This window comes from Paenibacillus salivarius (assembly GCF_051307165.1).
Taxonomy (GTDB): Bacteria; Bacillota; Bacilli; order Paenibacillales; family Paenibacillaceae; genus Fontibacillus.
The window spans coordinates 4,807,928-4,826,506 of sequence record NZ_CP195592.1 but is presented as its reverse complement, the minus strand read 5'-3'; the positions used below and the strand labels follow the sequence as shown (position 1 = coordinate 4,826,506).

General features: G+C 54.0%; 15 protein-coding genes. 11 read left to right on the top strand and 4 right to left on the bottom strand.

What is annotated here, in order from left to right; all coding sequences use genetic code 11:
• Positions 1–244 precede the first annotated feature (244 nt).
• A complete protein-coding gene (locus tag ACSFXJ_RS22410) occupies positions 245–838 on the top strand; it encodes an NADPH-dependent FMN reductase (RefSeq protein ID WP_435922553.1) in 594 nt (197 codons plus the stop codon).
• A 101-nt stretch (positions 839–939) separates the two neighbouring features.
• The gene (locus tag ACSFXJ_RS22405) at positions 940–1,647 is read left to right on the top strand and encodes a DsbA family oxidoreductase (protein ID WP_435922552.1); all 708 of its coding nucleotides are present in this window, start codon (positions 940–942) and stop codon (positions 1,645–1,647) included.
• A gap of 167 nt (positions 1,648–1,814) precedes the next feature.
• On the opposite strand, the gene ACSFXJ_RS22400 is transcribed toward ACSFXJ_RS22405, so the two are convergent.
• A complete protein-coding gene (locus tag ACSFXJ_RS22400; protein WP_435922551.1) occupies positions 1,815–2,996 on the bottom strand; it encodes an MFS transporter in 1,182 nt (393 codons plus the stop codon).
• Positions 2,997–3,103: 107 nt separating this feature from the next.
• Here ACSFXJ_RS22400 and ACSFXJ_RS22395 point away from each other — a divergent pair, with 107 nt between their 5' ends.
• The 5 genes from ACSFXJ_RS22395 to ACSFXJ_RS22375 all read left to right on the top strand — a co-directional run bounded on the left by ACSFXJ_RS22395 (position 3,104) and on the right by ACSFXJ_RS22375 (position 8,288).
• Positions 3,104–4,078: a helix-turn-helix transcriptional regulator gene (locus tag ACSFXJ_RS22395; RefSeq protein WP_435922550.1), complete on the top strand. Its 975-nt coding sequence runs from the start codon at positions 3,104–3,106 to the stop codon at positions 4,076–4,078.
• On the top strand, positions 4,075–4,716 hold the full coding sequence (locus ACSFXJ_RS22390; RefSeq protein WP_435922549.1) for an NAD-dependent epimerase/dehydratase family protein: 642 nt from the start codon (positions 4,075–4,077) through the stop codon (positions 4,714–4,716). The genes ACSFXJ_RS22395 and ACSFXJ_RS22390 overlap by 4 nt, the downstream gene beginning before the upstream one ends.
• Before the next feature lie 137 nt (positions 4,717–4,853).
• On the top strand, positions 4,854–6,641 hold the full coding sequence (locus ACSFXJ_RS22385; protein WP_435922548.1) for an Ig-like domain-containing protein: 1,788 nt from the start codon (positions 4,854–4,856) through the stop codon (positions 6,639–6,641).
• Positions 6,642–6,741: 100 nt separating this feature from the next.
• Positions 6,742–7,317 (top strand): DUF6434 domain-containing protein, encoded by a 576-nt coding sequence (locus ACSFXJ_RS22380; protein ID WP_435922547.1) that lies wholly within the window; start codon positions 6,742–6,744, stop codon positions 7,315–7,317.
• Between the two features lie 89 nt (positions 7,318–7,406).
• Positions 7,407–8,288 (top strand): polysaccharide deacetylase family protein, encoded by an 882-nt coding sequence (locus ACSFXJ_RS22375; RefSeq protein ID WP_435922546.1) that lies wholly within the window; start codon positions 7,407–7,409, stop codon positions 8,286–8,288.
• Positions 8,289–8,531: 243 nt separating this feature from the next.
• On the opposite strand, the gene ACSFXJ_RS22370 is transcribed toward ACSFXJ_RS22375, so the two are convergent.
• Entirely contained in the window at positions 8,532–9,263 is a 732-nt protein-coding gene (locus ACSFXJ_RS22370; RefSeq protein WP_435922545.1) for a hypothetical protein, read from the bottom strand.
• Complete coding sequence (locus tag ACSFXJ_RS22365; protein ID WP_435922544.1) at positions 9,241–9,591, bottom strand: hypothetical protein; 351 nt, start codon at positions 9,589–9,591, stop codon at positions 9,241–9,243. Before ACSFXJ_RS22365 ends, ACSFXJ_RS22370 begins: the two co-directional genes overlap by 23 nt.
• Before the next feature lie 352 nt (positions 9,592–9,943).
• On the opposite strand from ACSFXJ_RS22365, the gene ACSFXJ_RS22360 reads away from it, so the two are divergent.
• The 4 genes from ACSFXJ_RS22360 to ACSFXJ_RS22345 all read left to right on the top strand — a co-directional run bounded on the left by ACSFXJ_RS22360 (position 9,944) and on the right by ACSFXJ_RS22345 (position 17,496).
• Complete coding sequence (locus ACSFXJ_RS22360; protein ID WP_435922543.1) at positions 9,944–10,366, top strand: MmcQ/YjbR family DNA-binding protein; 423 nt, start codon at positions 9,944–9,946, stop codon at positions 10,364–10,366.
• A 112-nt stretch (positions 10,367–10,478) separates the two neighbouring features.
• The gene (locus tag ACSFXJ_RS22355) at positions 10,479–15,527 is read left to right on the top strand and encodes a choice-of-anchor I family protein (protein WP_435922542.1); all 5,049 of its coding nucleotides are present in this window, start codon (positions 10,479–10,481) and stop codon (positions 15,525–15,527) included.
• A 138-nt stretch (positions 15,528–15,665) separates the two neighbouring features.
• Positions 15,666–16,217, top strand: coding sequence for an RNA polymerase sigma factor (locus ACSFXJ_RS22350; protein ID WP_435922541.1), 552 nt, complete (start codon positions 15,666–15,668; stop codon positions 16,215–16,217).
• Positions 16,204–17,496: a DUF4179 domain-containing protein gene (locus ACSFXJ_RS22345; protein WP_435922540.1), complete on the top strand. Its 1,293-nt coding sequence runs from the start codon at positions 16,204–16,206 to the stop codon at positions 17,494–17,496. Before ACSFXJ_RS22350 ends, ACSFXJ_RS22345 begins: the two co-directional genes overlap by 14 nt.
• 118 nt (positions 17,497–17,614) lie before the next feature.
• On the opposite strand, the gene ACSFXJ_RS22340 is transcribed toward ACSFXJ_RS22345, so the two are convergent.
• Positions 17,615–18,544, bottom strand: coding sequence for an ArsR/SmtB family transcription factor (locus tag ACSFXJ_RS22340; RefSeq protein WP_435922538.1), 930 nt, complete (start codon positions 18,542–18,544; stop codon positions 17,615–17,617).
• Between the last annotated feature and the right edge of the window lie 35 nt (positions 18,545–18,579).

Sequence of the window (18,579 nt, the reverse complement as noted above, 5' to 3'; positions counted from 1 at the left end):
CCTTTTAAAACCGCACAATGTTTCTGTATTGCCCTAATTAGCAGGAGTATTTCCCGCTAAATTTGCATGAACGATGGGCTTTATAGTGGGGAAAGCGAAAATTTAAAATAAATTTTAAAACTCACTTGACTACACCGAATTCCTAAACTATAATAACTTACATAAAGTAACTGGCTAACAAAAATAATGACATCATGCTCGAATGCGGGCAAACAAGTAATAGAAACAGCAGGTGATGCAAATAATGGGTATCATGGACAAATTATTCGGTAACAAAACCAAGGAGGAGAACACAATGTCAAAATTGAACATCGGGATTATTTTGGGTAGCACACGCGAAGGTCGCGTAAGCCCGCAGGTTGGAGAATGGGTGAAGGGAATCGCCGACAAACGCGGCGACGCCAACTACGAAATCGTGGATATCGCGGATTTCAAATTGCCGTTCCTGGGCACAACCGACGGCTCCGAGCCGGGGATTGCCGCCTGGAACCAAAAGCTTGGGGAACTGGACGGATTCGTGTTCATCGTTCAGGAATACAACCACAGCATTACGGGTGCCTTGAAGAACGCTTTGGATTTCGCGCGCGAAGCGTGGAACAATAAAGCAGCCGGGATCGTCAGCTACGGTTCGACGGGCGGCGCGCGTGCCGCTGAACACCTGCGCGGAATTCTTGGCGAACTGTTGATCGCGGACGTTCGCGTGCATCCTACATTGTCCTTGTTCACGGACTTCGAAAACGGTTCGGTTTTCAAACCACAGGATTTGCATCTGGATAACGTAAATGCTATGCTCGATCAAGTAGTCGCTTGGAGCGGTGCATTGAAAACGTTGAGATAATCGCGAAGCGAAAGCCAAAGCGAAAAGACGCCGTTTCTTGAATATCAGGAACGGCGTCTTTCTGCTGTAATGACCATAACCTTAGAAGAGGGGCGTAGTTCATGAAGATTGAAGTATGGTCTGATTATGTTTGTCCGTTTTGTTATATCGGCAAAAGAACGTTGGAGCAGGCGCTGGACAAGTTTCCGCATAAAGATCAAGTCGAAGTGACGTTCAAAAGCTTTGAATTGGATCCGGAAGCGAAAACGAATCCGGACGTTTCTTTGGATGAAGCTTTGGCCAAGAAATACGGCATGACCGTCGAACAGGCCAGACAGTCGAATAAACAGATTATTGCCCGTGCCGCGGAAGTCGGATTGGCATATAACTTTGATAAGATCAAACTGGTAAACACGCTGGATGCCCATCGGCTGGCCATATATGCGGAGAGCCGGGGAAAAGGCGCCGAAATGTCCGAAAAACTGCTGAGCGCCCACTTTACCGAATCGGAATTTATCGGGGACCGGGACACGCTGGTCAAGCTGGCTGTTGAAGTGGGCCTGGACGCCGATGAAACCCGTAGCGTGTTGAACGGCAACGACTATACGGATCAGGTCCGCGCGGACGAGGCCGAAGCTGCCCAGCTTGGCGTGCGCGGCGTTCCGTTCTTTGTGCTGAACCGGAAGTATGCGATTTCCGGAGCCCAGCCATTGGAGTTGTTTGCGGATACGTTGCAAAAAGTATGGGAAGAAGAGCATCCGGCTTCGCCCCTGAAGCAGATCGGTTCTGCGGACGGCGGAATTTGCACAGACGAGAGCTGCGATTTGTAAGTTGTGCCTGAATATGTTGAAGAGCATGCTTCGCCTTTGCGGCGGTAGCTTGCTCTTTTTTTGTATCAGATTCATTTAAGCTTTCGGGACTATATTTTTTTCGGGATATAAACACGAGAAGGATGTGACAGCAGGATGAAGAAAAAGATGAACTAACATAAGACTTTTCAGGAAGAGGACGGTATTTCATCCAAAGGCGCCGCTTTTTTCCCCACTACACCTCCAAGCAGAAAAGCTATGAGGGACAGCGCCAGGCACACGGCTGCGAACATACCGATGGATGCGTACCCTCCGAATTGAACATAGATGAGACCCGCGATCCAGGCGCCGAGCGTGTTTGCGGCATTCATCGTCGAGTTGGCCAGGCTGGAAATCGTTCCGCGCAGCGATGCGTTCAGCGAGGTGAGGGCCTCCATGACCGTCGGGAACACAACTCCAAGCAGGGTGAAAATGACGAAAAACCCGGCCGCTGCGACAGAAAGGTTCGCCAAGGACGGCATCACGGCGTAAAGCGCCATGACGATGGCGATTCCTGCCGTTACCGCTTTGGCGTTGCCGATCCTGCCGGTGACGGAGGCGCTGATGATGCTTCCCAGAAGCGTGCCGAGCCCGAGAACCATCATGACCGTGCCGATTTGCCCGACAGGCAGCCTGTAGCTGTCGGCCATCCATTTGCCGATGAAAGCCATGGCCGTGCCGCTTCCCAGGTGAAGCAGCAGATAAGCCAGGAAGCCGCTTCTCGCTTTACCGCTTTTCATCAGCGGCACATAGCGCTTTAAGACGGATGTCCGTTCGTTTGTTTTCGGCTTCATGTCGGGCAAAGCACCGTATACGAAGATAAGGAGCAGCAGCGCGGCTCCGCCGATCGTCCAGAAAGGAACGGACCAATGGGCGACTGCGAGCCAGCTGCCGATCGGCACGCCGAGCGCCTGGGCGGTGGCGAGTCCCGAAAAGGCGACCCCCATCGTTTTCGGTATTTTGTCCGGGGGCATGACGGCGGGAATGGAGGCCCATACCTGCGGAGCGGTAAATGCCGCGCTTACGCCGGCAAGAAACCGGAACAGGCACATCGTCCAGAAGCTGCCCGCAAAGCCGCACAGCATCGTAGAAACGGAGAAGCCGAGCAGACCGCAAAGCAGGACGGTTTTACGGTTCCAGCCGTCGGACAAAGGGCCGGCGATCAGGGCGAACACGGCGGAGCCGAGCGTATACGCGCCCAGCATCCATCCGGCGATATCCGTGGATACGCCGAATTCGCTTTGGAGAGTAGGGAGTAGCGGCGAGATCAGAAACGTATCGGTTCCGATCATGAACATGATGAGAAAGAACAGCGCGGTAAATTTGCGCATGGTCGATCAGCTCCTTTTTGTTGGGACTGTTTGCTGATTTTATTGTAGGTTATAATAGTGACAAACTTTGTCATAGATTCATGACCTCAATGAAAGGAGCGCTCCGGGTGAACAAGTCCAAACGGCTGATGGAGCTGATGATGACCGTCAATCGGATGAAACGGTTTAAGGTCGGGGAGCTTGCCGATGAATTCGGGGTTTCCAAGCGGACGATTCTGAGGGATTTGCAGGAGCTTAGCGAATTGGGAGTGCCTCTGTATTCGGAAGTCGGTCCGCACGGCGGCTATCAGGTGCTGAGGGAAAGGGTTCTGCCCCCGATCGCCTTCACGGAAGAAGAAGCGGTGGCGATGTTTTTTGCGGTTCATGCCTTGCGCCACTATGCTTCATTGCCGTTTGAAGCGGAATCCGCCTCGGCGCTCAACAAATTTTATCTATATATGCCCGGGGATGTCCGGGACCGCATCGACGGCATGAAAAATCGCATTGATTTCATTACGCCGACCAGGGGCGGGGATTCGCCGTTTTTGTCCATTCTTCTCGACGCGGCCGTTTCCGGGAGAGTGCTTGCCATCGAATATGAGTCGAAGGAGGAAGGAGTAAGCAGCCGCAGTATCCAGCCTGCCTTTTTATACGCGAATAACGGCTTGTGGTATTGCTCGGCCTACTGCTTCAATCGGCAAGGCTTCCGTGTTTTCCGATGCGACAGAATCCGGGAGGCGGCGTACGATTCGTCCGGCACGCAACCGCTCGACCTTGGCGAGGTGAGCCCCGGCAGGAGGGAGGCTTCGCATCCCCGGGAGCCGGTTCGTCTCCTTGCGGAACTTAGCCGGGCAGGCGTGCAGCGCTGCGAGGCGGAGCTATGGCTGAGTCCGATGCTTCAAGTACGGGAAGACGGAACCGGTGTGATCGAAGCCGATGTGCCGCGGACCGACCTTCCTTTTTTTGCGGAGTTTATGATCGGGCTTGGGGAAGACGTGATATTAAAGGGACCGGAGGAATTAAAAGAAACGATCCGGAGCAAGCTGTCCCGGCTGCTGGGAAGGTATCAAAGCGAACAGTCTAAGGAGGGATCGGACAAATGAGCAGAAAGGCGATTGTTGCGGGAGCTACCGGTTTGGTAGGCAGAGAGCTGGTTCACCTGCTGCTTCAAAATCCGGAATATGAAGAAGTCATGATTCTCGTGAGGAGACCGGTGGATATCTTGCATCCGAAGCTGCAAACGAAGGTCATCGATTTCGATAGGCTGAAGGAAGCGGACGTCGACATGATCGGGGCGGATGTGTACTGCACGCTCGGCACGACGATAAAAAAAGCCGGGACCCAAGAAGCGTTTCGGAAGGTGGATTACACGTATCCGCTGTTCCTGGGTCAATTGGCGAAAAGCGGGGGCGCGAAGCGGTTAATGATCGTAACGGCCACCGGCGCAAACGCATCGTCGCGCATTTTCTACAGCCGCGTGAAGGGAGAGATCGAGGAGGCGCTGAAGGAGCTGGAGCTCGGCGAACTGCATATCTTCCGTCCGTCCCTTTTGCTGGGCGACCGCGGCGAGTTCCGGACGGCGGAAAGGTTCATGGCCGTGCTTACTCCTTTGTTCATAGGCCCGTTGCGGGGGTACCGTCCCGTTCAGGCGAGGGCTGTGGCGGCGGCCATGATCACGGCGGCGAAAAAGGAACGCCATGGGGTCCATGTTCACGAGTCCCGGGATATTCCGAAGGAATAGGCAACCCGCCGATATTCATGAGGTTTGGCCCAGATAAATAAGAAGGTCGGGGGATATTCAGGTGTTCGCTCCTTTTGAATAATGGAATGGGGATATACTAAATTTCCAATTATTCCAATTTGAGAGGAGTGCTGTTCGTGAGGAAATACCTGTACAAGCCCTTTGTCGCATTGCTTTCATCCGTTCTGCTTTGGACGGGATGGACCGGAACGGGCCACGCCAAGGCTCCCGAAGAAGCAGCTTCCGTGCAATGGTCGCATCTTCTGGAGAGCAACGACCCTGTCGATTCAAGTGCGGGGGGGAAGGCTGTAGCTATGACTTCGGATGGAGGTTATATTGCCGTAGGCTTTCACGGCTCCTCACTTTCCGATGGAAAATCCTCTTATGTCGTTAAGATGAACGGCAACGGTGAAATGGAATGGGAAAAAGAAATCGATGTTTTGCATCATAGCGGGGTATACGCATCCAACCAGGCGTTTTCGGTTTTAGAAGCTTCGGATGGAAGCATTTTTGTCGGTGGGGAAATCCGGGATATTGACTATGGCCGGCCCCGCTATGTTCCGTTTGTTTTCAAGCTGAGTCCCGAAGGGGAGCTGTTGTGGGAAAAGGCTTATCCCGATATGCCTTACTATCTGCAGCCGGTGAAGCTGATCCAGGAAACGTCCGATGGAGGGGTGTTCGCCGCAGGGGAGGGCAGCAGAAACGGCGGGGATCCGATTCATTCTTTTCTTCTGAAAATAAATACGGACGGAGTTATCAGCTGGTCCGAAACTTATTCCATCGGGTTCTATACCCAGTTTGAAAGCATGGTCGTCACTTCCGACGGCGGTGTCATCGCGGCAGGTTGGCGGGGACGCTTCAAGCACGACTGGGATCATCCGTTCATGGCCAAAATCAGCCCGAATGGAAAGCTGGCATGGCTGAAAACAGAGGAGACCGATGAAATTCGCTCCTTGGTCCCATCCGGTGACGGAAGCTTCTTGCTGACCAGATATAATTCGGATGAGAAGCGTTATGATCTCCAAAATATGACCGAAGACGGGGACATCCTGTGGGAAAAAACGTCCGACTCCTTATCCGCTCCATCGATCGGCGATATTGTTCAAGCCCAGCCTATTGAGAACGGTTTTGCGGTCATTTCCAAGCATCCAGCGCAACTGTCCGGAAAGACCTATGAATATCAAATCACCTTGTTGGATGAATTTGCCGTTCCCCAAAAGACTTACTTGTTCGGCACTCCTGGATTGAACATTTTGGCGGGCGGCATTTCCCTGGATAACCATGGCCTTGTCTTTTCAGGTGAAATCAAAACAAACACGGGCATGGGCTACAAATCTGCGATGCAGTTGGCGAAAATCGCTTTGCCAAGCCTTGAGCCCTCGAACCCGGTGCTTTCGAAGCTCCAGTTTCAAACGGATAAGCTTAAGCTGCCCGTCGGGCAATCCGCGAAGAGTGTGGTTAACGCGGTTTACTCCAATGCTACCGTGACGGATGTGACGTATTCCGCGATTTACGAATCGTTGGACCCGGGCGTTGCAAGCGTCGACCCGTTCGGAAATATTACGGGCGTCAGTCCCGGAACGACGATAATTACGGCAGCCTATGAAGGGTTGCAGGCTAGCGTAACCGTTGAGGTGACGGAAGGACAAACAAGTCCCGGCCGCTTTTTCCTCGATTCTGACGAATATTCCCTATCGGTCGGAACCGAGCTGGATGTCGCCGCCTATGTTACGGATGAATCGGGTGTAACCACCAAGGTAACGGCGAATACCGCGTTTGCGACGGATGACCCTGCCATCGCTGTCGTGGACGAATACGGGAACATCCGGGGAATTAGACCGGGAGTTACGTATATCACGGCAACTTATAACGGAATGACGTACAGAGCCAGCGTATGGGTGGTTCGTCCGTTTCCGCCTCTTTAATAATTCGTAGTTTTGGGAACTCTGACATCCTGTTGTCAGGGTTCTTGTTTTATATTTATGAACGGTTGAAATCATTGGCGGAACTAGGAGGATATTTTGCTTGAGACCTGAATTGACAACATTGATGAGTGTGCAAGACTTTAGGGATTACTACTGGTTAAAAGAAGAGCTACAGATCTTTTGCAGGGAGAACGGAATAAGCGCCTCCGGCTCCAAAATGGAGATTTCCGACAGGATCGAGGGATTTCTTCGGACAGGCTTGCCCGAAAATCAAAATCCGCTTAGAAAAACAAGGGTTAAACGAAAAACGGAACTCAATGCCGACTTAAGCGTGGATACGGTCATCACGGAAAACCATCGTTGCAGTCAAGAAGTAAGGGCCTTTTTTAAGACGATCATCCCGAAGTTTCATTTTTCTACTTATATCCAAAACTTCTTTAAAAACAATATCGGTAAAACCTATCGAGATGCCGTGGAAGCGTGGCATAAAGAGGAGGAGCGAAAGAAGACTCCTGGATATAAGAAAGCGATCGCTCCCCAATTTGAATACAATCAATTCATCCGTGACTTTTTTGCCGATCCGGTTAATCGGGGCAAAAGCAGAGAAGCGGCGATTAAAGCCTGGAAGGAAGCCAAGAAACGTCCGGGAAATCATAAATATGAACCAGTCGGCTAGGCTTTACATATGGAATGGAACCGGATTTAAGGGGCGTTGCACGTTAATGTGCGGCGTCCCTTTATTTTCGGCCGGGAGGGGGAAATTTGTTGAAGCATGCTACGGAAGACCGGCGGTTAATCATTCATGCGGATGATTTGGGGATTGCGCGTTCCACGAACAAAGCGATTTATGAATTGTTTGTAGGCAAGCGAATGACTTCCGCCTCACTGATGGTCCCTTGTGCTGCGACCCGTGAAGCGGCTGAGCTCTGGGCTCCGCATAAGCATTGGGACATCGGAGTTCATCTTACGCTGACCAGTTCGGAAAATTACCGTTACAAGCCCGCATATCAAGAAGCACGCCTTCCGGGTTTGACGACACCGGACGGTTTTTTGCCGTTCGATGCATCGGAAATTGAATTATATGCGGACCCCGAAGAGGTAAGGTTGGAATTGGAGGCGCAAATCAAGACCGCTCTATCCTGGGGGCTTGATCTTACGCACCTGGACAGTCACGGCGGGAGTATCATGGGATTTTCTTGCGGGCGGGATTTTTTGGAGATCGTATTCGACCTGTGCGAAAAATATGGGCTTCCGTTTCATTTACCGCTACGGACGCCGGAGCAGCCTGTTTTCAACCAGGAACAAAAACGGCTGTTCGCCGAAAGAATCGCCTCGATGAAGCGGCGCGGCATTTTAACGGTTGACGATGTCGTTGGCCTGCCTTATCCGCAGCTTCCCGGGGAGAGCATAGAAGATATGAAGGCCGGCATAATGAACATGATAAAAAATCTCGGGCCGGGCATCACGCAAATCGTGACTCATCCTTCGATCGTAACAGAGGAGTTAATGGCATTAACATTTCACTATGAGAAAAGAGAAATGGAATACCGGTTGTTCATGGATCCGGATATCAAGAGGCTTATCGAACAAGAAAATATCAAGCTCATGACTTGGCGGGATATCAGGGATATGCAGAGAAGGGGATAAGTCCGGGAGAAGTCCGGCCAATTGCCTCATCTCGAGAAAAATAGCGACCATTTTGGTCGCTATTTCACATTTTCACCCGGTTTGCTGGAAAATAAGGACCAAAAGTGGTCTTATTCTGGCCCAAAGTAGGCTAAAAGGGTAATTTGGAGCCCGTTTGGCCGAAATAAGGACAAAAATGTCCGCTATTTTGCAGCAGGCCGGCAAACAAAACGAAATAAGACCATAAAACGTTCTTATTTCGGCTCAACTGCTGCAGCCCCCGCCGCAGCTGCTGCATGAGGAACTGCTGCAAGAGGACCCGCCGCCGGAATCAGACCCGGAATGAGATCCTCCGTCGGACCCGTGGTGCGAATGGTGGCCGGAGTCGCCGCCGTCGTGATGGCGGTGATGGCTGTCGCCTCCGCTGCAGCCGCTGCCGCTGTAACAGCCCGAACCGGAGGAGCCGCCATGTTTAAGCTGCTCTTGCGGCATCATATGCTCGGAGAAGTTCTCGGGATCATTCCAGGCAAAAAAGATGGCGGATGTGAGGAGCACGTCCGGGCTGCCATAGTTCAATTTCCCGTATTTCCGCTCGTCCAGTTCCTCGCTGGTCTCGGCCATTTGCACACGGGTTTGAAGGCTGCCGCGCAGCGCCTGAATGGCGGCCCGTGCTTCGGACAGATGCTCGAAGGTCCAGCCGTTGAAACGCTCGCCGGTAAGCGCCGACGGATCGACTCGACGATACGCTTCCAATTCCCGCCGCGGGATCGGGTGGCGGAAGAAGGGGCCCCACAGCATTTCGCTGTACCGGCTCCAGCCGAACAACTCGACATATACCAGATCGAACCAGGCCCGTTCATTCGGGACAGGGACGGATTCGGATGCGTTCGGGGTATGGTGGAGCATGCGGCCGAGATATTTTTCCGAGAAAGTGTGGTAATCCCGCGTGTACATCAGCATTTCGTGCCACACTTCATCCACCGCCGCGCTGAACATCGGAAACCCGCTCCAAAACGGCGCACATGATGAAAAAGCGCTGCAATTCCAACCACCGCCAATCGTACTCGCGCTCGGACAGATCGGGATGGCCCGACATCACCCTTTGTTTTACGGCTTGCCTGTACGTCTTCGGAAGCGCCTGCAGCATGCGCCGGGCCAGCGGATAGGCAGGGCTGGACGAATCGGCAACCTCGGGCGGAGGGGGGGCCGTTCGGAAATCCGGGACATTTTTGCGTTTGCTTGCGGTAGAACTCCTTTTTCCCAGTTGAACAAGAAGGAAGATCACGATAATGACGCATATCAGGACAATCAAAATGGTATCCATGATCCACATATCCTTTCTGTGATGTGCAGGGAGGTCCCCTTTTTTTGTTATTATAGCAAACAAGAATGTTTCCGCTATCCCGCTTGAGACCCTAACGGACATGAGAGCCGTTATTCGCTTCGAAAACGTGTTCCGGTGGATTCTAACGGATCCTAGCGCTCTTATCTGCTTCGAATCACCGGGAAAAGTTGGCGATACGGGCGAATAAGGGCTGTCAGATCCGCTACAACGCGAAAATCAACAATTTCGGCGGTTTAACGTCCCTGGTTTCCGTTAGTCTGCCATGCACTTTTACATTTGAGCCCCTCATGATATAGTTACACCAAAAATGCGTATATTTGGAGGAACTCGGATGTACAACGAACTGGTCGATTATTGCCTGTCCAGAAAAGGCGCCGTTCAGGAGTTTCCGTTCGGGCCGGACCCGGCGGTCATCAAGGTAGGGGGTAAAATGTTCGCGCTCATCACGGTGCCTAAGGAAGCCGGAGATCCCGGAGACCCCGAAGATCACGAAGATTCCGGAGATAACGGAAATCCGGTAAGCATTTCCCTGAAATGCGATCCGATCATCGCCGCCAACCTGAGAGAAGAGCATGAATGCGTGAAACCCGGTTACCATTTAAATAAAGAACACTGGAATACGGTCATCGCGGACGGCAGCCTGCAGATGGACGATCTGCGCATGATGATCGATCACTCGTACGACCTTGTATTCGGTAAGCTGACGAAGGCGGTTCGCGAATCGATTACGGGCCGAATAGACGGGAAAAGTTAGATAAGGATACCATGGAGCCCGATTTTTACATCGCTCTGATCACAATAGCATTCTCCGGTAACAATTCCCCCCTACACTTCATGGAAGAAGATAATAACAGGGAGGAATCGGCTTGAAAAAGAGGAGAAAATGGAAGTGGACAAGACTACTCGCATTATGCCTGTCCGTGGAGCTCATGGCAGGGGGGGTTCTGTTTCCGGCAGCTCCACGTGCGGTGGCCGCCGATCCAGCGGCGGATAGTCAAGCAACCGGAACAATACAGGCGTCGGCGCAACTCGATTTGGGGATTACGGATATCACGCTTCCCGAAGCAACGGTCGGTGCGCCCTACACGGTAACGATCGCCGCTTACGGGGGACAGGCGCCTTATACTTTTTCAGCGAACGGGTTGGCGAACGGACTGACGCTCGACTCCTTGACCGGAACGATTTCCGGCGTGCCGGAAGACGGGACGGAAGGCGTTTATCCGGTCGAAATCCGCGTAGAGGATAACGCATCGCCCGCGGCAAGCGCCGAACTGAGATTGGAGCTCGCGGTGGCTGCGGCGGTACAAGCTCCGAACGCTCCTGCTTCCATAGACACCTTGACGATGAACAAGATCGCTTCTTATTCGACCGGTACAACGAACAAGGACGGCGGTGTAGCCGAAATCGTCAAATATAACAAGGACAACGGAAAGTTTTATTTGGTGAACGGATCTTCCTCGCCGCCAAGCATCGATATCGTTCCGTTATCCGCTACAGGCTCGCTCGCCAAAGAAAAGACGATCGAAGTCCGGCAACTGGCGGAAACCGGCGGATTCGTATACGGCGACCTGACCAGCGTGGATATCAACACGGCAACGAAGACGATCGCGGCGGCCGTGCAGGAAGCCGATCCCGCGAAAAACGGCAAAATCCTGGTCATGGACTATGACGGGAACCTGCTGAACACTTATGAAGCCGGCGTACAGCCGGACATGGTGAAGTTTACATCGGACGGCCGGTATATTTTGACGGCGGATGAAGGCGAGCCGCGGGAGGCGGGCATCGATCCCGAGGGAAGCGTCACGATCGTCGACACAGTGATCCCAAAGATTACCCATGTCAAATTCGATAATCCGGCCGTGATCGACGATCGCGTGCACATTCGCGGAGCGGCGGACGCCAGCGGCAAAATCACCGGCCCAGGCACGAAGGCCGACGCGCTTTACGACCTGGAGCCGGAATATATCTCGCTGTCGGAAGACCAATCCACGGCGTATGTTTCGCTCCAGGAGAACAACGCGATCGCAACGGTCGATATCGGTTCAGGCACGGTTACGTCCGTCCGGGGGCTTGGATTTAAAGATTTCAGCCTGCCCGGCAATGAGCTCGATCTGATCAATGACGGCAAGATCAACCTCGAAAGCGTTCCTTTCTTCGGCATGTATATGCCGGACGGCATTGATGCTTATTCGTTCGGCGGGGAGACCTATCTGTTCACCGCAAACGAAGGAGACGCGACTGAATGGCCGGGCCGCGAAAACCCGACGAAGGTATCGAAGCTTTCCGGACTTGATCCGGCTTCCGAAGCGGCGGTATTTTTGAATAGCCACAGCTCCGATTACGGAAAGGTGGAGGCCGCGGGCGATATGGGACCGGACGGGGTGTATATGTATGGAGGACGTTCGTTCTCCGTCTGGAATGCATCGGACATGAGCCTCGTATATGACAGCGGCAGCGACTTCGAGAGAATTACGGGCGAGCGCCTGCCGGATTATTTCAATGTCAGCAACAGCAAGACGGAAAAGGACGACCGCAGTCCGAAAAAAGGGCCCGAGCCCGAATATGTGACCGTCGGCAAAGTCGGGAACCGCGCGTTTGCGTTCATCGGCCTGGAGCGGATCGGCGGAGTGATGGTCTATGATGTCACGGATCCTACCCAGCCGGAATTCGTCAATTACACGAATACGCGGGATTTCGCCGCCGGCCTCAATACGGATACCGGTCCCGAGGGACTCGAGTTCATTCCGGCTCCTTCCAGCCCGACAGGGCGGCCGTTGCTCCTCGTTGCCAATGAAGTGGGCGGTACGGTTTCCGTCCTGGAGCTTGGCGTAACGAAGGTGACGTTGAATGCGGCTTCCCTTTCGTTGACCGAAGGCGGCGCTCCGGGAAAGTTAACGGCTGCGGTTGAGCCGGTCCAAGGCGGCGGCACGGCAGTGACCTGGACGTCATCGAATTCGGGTATTGCCAGGGTTGACGCGGACGGAAACGTAACGCCGGTATCGGTCGGCAGCGCCGTGATTACCGCGACGAGCGAAGATGGATACGGAACGGCCGAAGCGGTCGTATCGGTCGGCAGCGGCAGCGGCAGCGATGCTTCTTGGAAGCTGACCGTCATGCATACGAACGATACGCATGCCCATTTGGCCGATGTGGCCAGACGGGCCACGCTCGTACAACAGGTTCGCGCCGAAGGAGGGAGCAGCATATTGGTCGATGCCGGGGATGTGTTCTCGGGGGATCTCTACTTTACGAAATGGCAGGGCAGCGCGGACTTGGCGTTTATGAACGCGATGGGTTACGACGCGATGACGTTCGGCAACCATGAATTCGACAAAGGGACGCAGGTGCTGGCGGATTTCGTGAAAAACGCCGGATTCCCCCTGGTCAGCTCGAATATCGATTTTAGCCGGGACAAAAATATGGCTCAGCTGCTCGGTGCTCCGAAAGAGATGGCGGTCAGCGGTGCCGCTTCGGCGGACCGGTCCGGGGTGTATCCATATGTCGTGTTGAATGTGGACGGCCACAAAGTCGGCGTGTTCGGCATGACGACGGAGGATACGAAGGAGACCTCCAGCCCGGGCAAGGATGTCGTCTTCAAGGATGCGACGTTATCGGCGCGCGAAACGGTGGCGGCCATGGAACAGGAAGGGCTGAACACCATAATCGCCCTCTCGCATCTGGGTTACGGCAGGGATAAGGTGCTGGCCGCGGAAGTGGAAGGCATCGATTTGATTGTCGGTGGACACACCCACACGAAGCTGGATCAGCCGGAAATCGTGATCGATCAGGAAGAAAGAACGCCGACGGTCATCGTTCAGGCGAACGAATGGGGCAAATATCTCGGACGCGTGGACTTGGTGCTTGATGAGCAGGGAAATGTATTGACAGGCCCGGGAGGGACGACCGGCGGTCTGATTACGGTAGACAGCACGGTTGCCGAAGACGAAGCCTTCAAAAACATGCTTGCTCCGTATAACGCAGAGCTTGAGGAGTTGAAAAAGCAGGTCGTCGGCGTCGCGGCGGTTACGCTGGACGGGGAGCGCAAAAACGTGCGGTCCAAGGAAACCAATCTCGGCAACCTGATCGCCGACGGCATGCTGTCCAAAGCCAAGCAGCTGAAAAATGCCGATATCGCCATCATGAACGGAGGCGGGATCCGCGCCTCGATCGACCAAGGCGATATTACAATGGGCGAGCTGCGAACCGTTATGCCGTTCGGCAACACGTTATTCGTCCTTGACGTCACGGGGCAACAGCTCAAGGACGGGCTCGAAAACGGCATCAGCGGCGCCAAGCTGGCCGATCTGCCGGGCAAATTCCCGCAAGTCGCGGGCATGAAGTTCAAATGGGATCCGAACGGTCCAGCGGGCAATAAAGTGTACGATGTACAGATTAAGCAAGGATCGACATACGCGCCGCTGAACTTGTCCAAGACATACCGCCTGGCGACGAACAGCTTTGTCGCCAACGGCGGGGACGGGTACGCATCCTTCGCTCAGGCGATTGCAAACGGCGCGTACCATGAAGATCTGGGATATCCGGATTATGAGATCTTCATGGAGCATGTCGGCGCATTGGGCGGTACGGTTTCGCCGGTCGTCGACGGCCGGATTGTCGAGCAGGCGAAGCCGAGCGGCGGCAATGGCAACGGCAACAGCGGCGGCGGATCGTCGGGCACGGGCTCAAGCTCCGGCCCGGCGGCATCCCCGGCGGAACAAGCGCCAACCGATCCGGCCAACGAGCTTGCCGGCAACGAGCTGCAAGTCGGCAAAACGAAGGATGCTTCCGGCCGTGAAGTCAACACGGTGACCGTAAAGCCGGGCGAACTGAAGAAAGCGCTGGCTGCCGCGGCTTCCAACGGCTCCGGTCAGCTGAGCATCCATGTGACGGAGCTGACCGGCGGAACCCAGGTCGTCCTGCCGGTTTCCGAACTGGCATCGTCCGCTGCGGGAGGGAAAGCCGTGATCCTGTCGGTGAACACGTCCCTTGCAAGCTTCCGCTTTCCGTTGGCATCCTTGATTTCGGCGGCGCAGGAAAGCGGAAATCTTCCCGAGGAGACGAGGCTTCGGATTTCGGTTAACCCCGTCTCCGGAGAGACAGGGCAACGAGTAGAAGGAAGCATTGCGGACTTGGGAGCCTCCGCCGCGGGCAACGGCCCGCTAGAATTCAAAATCGTCCTTCTTTCGAACGGCAAAGAGACGGAAATGGCGGACTTCGGCAATATCTATATCGCCCGGATCATCCCGATCAAGGCAAGCATCGATCCGCAGCAGGCGACGGCGGTCATGTTTAACCCGGATAACGGCCAACTGGCCTTTGTGCCGGCGTTAAAAACGGAGTACCAAGGCGTTCCGGCGCTGGAAATCAAAAGCCGGAGCAACGGAATCTTTTCCGTCATCGAATACAGCAAGGATTTCGACGATGTGAACGGCCACTGGGCGGAAAAAGAGATCGAAGCGATGGCATCCAAATTGATCATCAAAGGGGTGGACGGTACCCGCTTTGCGCCAGGGCAGCAAATTACGCGTTCCGAGTTTACGGCGCTGCTCGTCCGCGGCCTTGGGCTGACTTCCGCGCAGGGGGAGGACGTCTTCGGAGATACGAACGCAGCCTCTAGATTGTCCGCTCCGAATGAAGCGATCAGCCGGGCCGAAATGGCGGTCCTGATTGCGAAAGCCATCCGCGTTGCGGAAGGCGGCGATCCGTCCGAAAACGTGACGATGAACGGGCTTGCCCGTTTTTCGGACGGTGCCTCGATTCCGGACTGGGCCAAGGCGGACGCCGCATTGCTGGAAAGCAGAGACATTATGCAGGGCGACAACCGGGGAGCCTTCGCGCCAGCGGCGAAAGCGACCCGCGCCCAAGCGGCCATCCTCCTGATGCGGACACTGCAATCGCTGGAACTGATCGATTAATTTGAAAGTTTTTACGAGGAACAAATCATAACCGAGCACCCTCGTGCTTCCGTTCGGGAAGCGCGGGGGTCTTTTTTTTTCATCATGAATGAACTTTTTGGAACTCCTGGTACTCTTATAGAGGAGCGAGGTGAAGAGATGAAGGTTGCCGGACTGGTCAAACAAGCAAAAAAGGGGAACAAGGAGGCGCTGCTCCAGCTGATTCTGGCCGAGAAGGACGCTTATTACAGGCTTGCCCTTACCTATACGGGAGACGAGCATGACGCCATGGATGCGATGGAGGAAATGATCGTCATCTTGTACGAGAAGATTCATCAGCTTCGGAAGGCGGATTCTTTTTACGGCTGGAGCAAAACGATTTTGGTGAACCATTGCAAGGCACTAATCCGGAAGCGAAAAAAGCTTTCTTTCATCGATGAATGGGAAGAGGAGCATCATCCGGAAAACGGAAATGGCGCGGTGAGGGATCCCTACGGCGAACGCGTGCTGCGCATGGATATTCAACGAGCTCTCGAATTTTTAAACGATCATCAAAAAGAAGCCATCCGATTGAAATACTTTCACGATCTCGATTACGGAACGATCGCCAAAATCATGGACGTATCGGTGGGAACCGCGAAGTCGCGGGTCTTTCAAGGATTGAAAAAGCTCAGGGAAATCTACGGAGGTGAGCCGGATGAATCGAATTGAGCGGCAATTGATAGAGGAGAGGGAACGTCTGGATCGCGTGGCCGCACCCGAAGAGCTGGAAGAGCGGCTGAGAGCGGCTTTAAGCCGGATCCCGGAGAAAAGGACGAAGCGCCACGTCCCAAGATGGACGGTCGCCGCAATTCTGATTATTCTCGTATCGTCGGCGGTGGGCTATAATTACGAGGCTTTTGCCTATTACGGGAAAAAAATACTGGGGTTTGACGAGGTCATGACAAGCACGCTAAAAGAGCTGAACGACGCGGGTATGGGACAAACGATCGGCGAAAAAGCGCTGCTCCATGACGGGACCGAACTGATCGTAAACGGCGTCATGGGGGATGCGAACCAGTTGATCGTGTACTATACCCTGCAAAATCCGGACGGGCTCGCTGAAGAGACCCAGCAATTTTTTAGGCTTTCGAAAATTACCGGATTTTTAACGGATTCCCCCGCCGAAGCAGGTACCACATTGATGAATGAAGAGCAAACGGAATTAAAGGGGACGATGACCTTCGAACCGGTCAGTCCGTTTGCCAAAAAACTGACGCTGCACTATGCCGAAGAGCTGGATAACCGGGTGATCGAAAACGAAATCACGTTCTCTTACCACCCCGGAGAGGCGATTCGGACGCAGATCAAACAGTCCATAAAACGAAAGGTGGCCGTCGACAAAGGGGCGATTACTTTCGATTCGGTGACGGCGACTCCGATTTCGACCGTGATCAAGGGGACGTGGAACGTGGAAAATATGGACCGGTTCCGGCTTCCGTTCGACGGCATCGAACTGATTGCAAACGGAGCCCCTGTTGACTCTACGGGAAGCGGCTTTAGTACGGATCTTCACGGCAGAAAATTTGAGCTTCACTACGACGCGCTGCCCGAACCATTGGATTCGCTGCAGCTGGTCGTGAAAGAGTTTGCCGGTTATGAACGGCTGGATGAGAAGGTAGAGCTAGCGCCGGCTCCAACCGGTCCCGTCACCCTGGCGGCGGAGAAGAAGCTTTGGATCAAGAACGTAAAAACGGCCGGCCAAACGGTTGAACTCACCATCGCGACCGGTTCCGACGTACTGCTTGACGGGGTTTCGCTGCAAACCGGAAAAGGTATAGTGCCGCTGCAAACCACAGTCGGACAGACGGAAAGCGAAGGGGAGGACGGCAGCGTCTTGAAAGTACGGACACTGTTATTCGATACAAGCGAAACGCCGGAACAGTTGCTGATCGAGGGAATGCATTATATGAAATCATATGATTATACCCTGGATATTCCGGTAGATTGAATCGAAGAAAGCAGGTGCGCGAGGTCGGTCCAGGAGTATAAATCAAAGAAGCCGAAAACGTCTTGATGGACGGTCCGGCTTCTTTTTTTTTTCGTACAGGGCGTGCCCCTCAGGGAAATTAGCGTTCTGCGTGTTCGTCACTGTTTTCCTCGTAAAAAAGCTCCAACACCAGGTGATCGTTGTAATTCCCGAACCCTTTTCCGAACAAGGTCAAGCCCCCGACATGAACCGCGTCGTCCTCCACGGACAAACGGAAGGTCCATTCCTTGCGTTTGACGTCGATGTCTTGCAGGTTGAAGCCGGACAGCTTCAACCCGTCCATGAACGTGCCTTCCTCCGTGATGCGGAGCTGTTTCAAAAGCCCGTACTGGTTCGTGTAGGGCGCCCACCATTCCGGCGTGTAATTGCCCTGCCGGTCGCCGAAATCTCCCGGACTTGTCCAGGTGCCGACGTTGATTCCGTTCACCGTGAAGGTTATGTCGGAGGGATAATTGTCGTTTATTCCGGGAGCCTCGGAGGCGATCTCCATCGTCAGCACAAGCTCCTTCGGCTTCTGGCTGGACAGTAAATAGTTCGGGGCTTTATATTCCACGAACCCTTTGCCGAACCAGAGCACTGCGGCGTGAATCCGTTCCGGGTCCCAGAAATAGCGCGGGTCGTCAAAATGGCCAATAACCTTGTCCGTCGTGGCCAGGCCGCAGGTTGGTTCGATATGAAAGTCGGAATAATGTCCGACCGGGATTTCGACCCGGTGGCTTTTGCGTCCGGTTGGCGTCCCGGCAAGAAATTCAATATCCGCTTCAAACACGGCGAGCGAGCATACCTTTTGCAGGCCGCTCTTCCCGGGCAGCATTTCCGTGGTAATCAGTCCGGCTTCGGACAGCTTGCGGACATGCATCGTCATGATCGCGCTCGATAAGCCGACCGCCCCGGCCAGTTCCTTGATGTTCATCGGCCGATCGGCCAACAGGCGCAGCATGTGCAAACGCACGGTGCTGGCCAATGCTTCGTAAACGGGAAGGGAGGCTTCCGTAAGATCGAGATTCATGAATGGTTCTCCTTAACGTCAATGTGATTAATAAA